This is a genomic window from Paracraurococcus ruber (assembly GCF_004353985.1).
Lineage (GTDB): Bacteria > Pseudomonadota > Alphaproteobacteria > Acetobacterales > Acetobacteraceae > Paracraurococcus > Paracraurococcus ruber.
Genome location: NZ_SMOA01000514.1, coordinates 1 through 1,990, shown reverse-complemented (window position 1 = coordinate 1,990; position 1,990 = coordinate 1). Strand labels below are relative to the sequence as shown.

Annotated in this window: 2 protein-coding genes; both read right to left on the bottom strand. The window is 80.3% G+C overall.

What is annotated here, in order from left to right:
* Positions 1–611, bottom strand: a 611-nt coding sequence (locus E2C05_RS31335; RefSeq protein WP_205083230.1) for a hypothetical protein, incomplete at its 3' end; no start/stop codon positions are given.
* Positions 608–1,990, bottom strand: a 1,383-nt coding sequence (locus E2C05_RS31330; RefSeq protein WP_158292496.1) for a molybdopterin cofactor-binding domain-containing protein, incomplete at its 5' end; no start/stop codon positions are given. The genes E2C05_RS31335 and E2C05_RS31330, both read right to left, overlap by 4 nt.

Genomic DNA, 1,990 nt, shown 5'->3' with positions numbered 1-1,990 from the left:
CGGGGCGGGATGGCCGGCGGCGCCTGCCAGCCCGCCCAGGCCAGCCGCCAGGCGGCGGTGTCCCCGGCGGCGACCGCCGCCGCCGCCGCCGCGGCATCCCAGCCGCCATCCGGCCGTGCCACGCGGCCCCCCGCGATTGCCGCCGAGACGCCGGTGCAGCCGATGGCCCGCAGCAGGCCGAGATGCAGGCCCAGCACCAGCAGGTCCTCGGCCGCCGCCGGCGGCGCGCCATCGAGCGAGACATGCCGCAGGGCGGCGCCATCCGCAGCCAGGTGCTCGACCACCGTGCGGTGGTGCGAATGGCCGTAGCGTTCCAGCCGCAGCCAGCGCCCGATCAGGTCCGCCGGCCCCTGCGCCCGCAGCAGCACGTGCAGGATGGGATGGAAGCCCTGGTCGGCCACCGCTTCCCCCACCCGGAGGACCGCCACCGGCCCGTGCTGCCGCAGCACCGCCGCCAGCAGGTCGCGCTTGCGGCCATGCGCCACCAGCGGCGGGCCGGCCAGGCGCAGGCCGGGGCCGGGCGGCGGCTCCGGCGGCGCGATCCCCTGGCGGCGCAGCCCGGTGAAGACCAGCGCCACCAGCCCGGCCGAGGCGAAGGCGCGGCCGGTCATGCCGCCATCCCCGCCCGCGCGTCGAGCGGCAGGCGCGCGAGCCGCCGCCCCAGGGCGCGCGAGGCGGCATTGGCGATGGCGGCCAGCGCCGGGCCCAGCGCCGTCTCCCCGGCGCCGCCGATGCCGGCCCCCGCCGGCGGGTCGAGTAGGGCCACCTCCAGCCGGTGCGGGATGTCGGTCAGCCGGGGCAGGCGGTAGTCGGCGAAGCCGCCGGCGGCGACCGCCCCGCGGTCGAGCCCGAGCCGCTCGGTCAGCGCCGACCCCACCGCCCAGGCGAGGTTGCCCTCCGCCTGCGCCCGCACCCGGTCGGGGTCCAGCACGCGACCGCTGTCCTGCGCGCACCACAGGCCGCGCACCGCCAGGCCGCCGCGCCCATCCGCCTCCACCTCGGCCGCCACCGCCGCCCAGGACGCGTCCTTGTAGGGCGCGCAGCCCAGGCCGAGGGCGCGGCCCGGCGGCAGGGCGCGGCCCCAGCCGGCCATGGCCGCGGCCCGGCGCAGGCAGGCGGCCAGCCGGGGTTCCGCCGCCAGATGCGCCAGGCGGAATGCCAGCGGGTCGCGTCCCGCCAGCCGCGCCAGCTCGTCCATCGCGCTCTCCACCGCGAAGGCGTTCGGCGCGGCGCCGAGGCCGCGCCAGGGGCCGGTCGGCACCGGCAGGGCCACCGCGTCGAACTCCACCCGCGCGGCGCCGAAGCCGTAGGCCGGGCGGGCGCCGCGGGCGATGCCGGCATCGCCGGTGACGGCATCCGCCGCGCGCTGCAGCCAGCCCGGCAGCGCCGCCGCGGTCAGGATGACATGGCCGGAGGCGAAGGCATGCCACCAGGCCGCCACCCGCCCATCCGGCCCGAACCGCGCGCGGATCCGGTGCGAGGAAGGCGGGCGGTGGAAGGCGCAGCGGAATTCCTCCGCCCGCGTCCACTGCACCAGGACGGGCCGCGGCGCCACGGCGCGGGCCAGCCGGGCCGCTTCCAGCTCGACATCGGGCACGGTGCGGCCGCCGAAGGCGCCGCCCATCCGGCTGGACCGCACGACCACGGCGTCCTCCCGCAGGCCGAGCCGGCGGGCCAGGACGGCGCGGACGAAGAAGGCATCCTGCGTGCCGGTCCAGAGCGTGAGCCGCGTCGCGTCGGCGGACCAGCGCGCGGTCGCCGCCCGCGGCTCGATCTGCGCATGCGCGGCCATCGGCACATCGAGCCGCAGGTCGAGGTCCCAGCGGCCGCCGGGGTCCATCGCCGCCCCGGCCAGGCGGTGCGGCAGGGACCGGCCGCCGCGGGCGGCGAGGCGGGCATCCACGTCCACCGCCCGCGCCAGCGCGGCCGCGCCCCAGTCCGAGCCGCCGTCCCAGCGGCTCTCGGCGGCGGCGAGGCCGCGCGCCAGGAC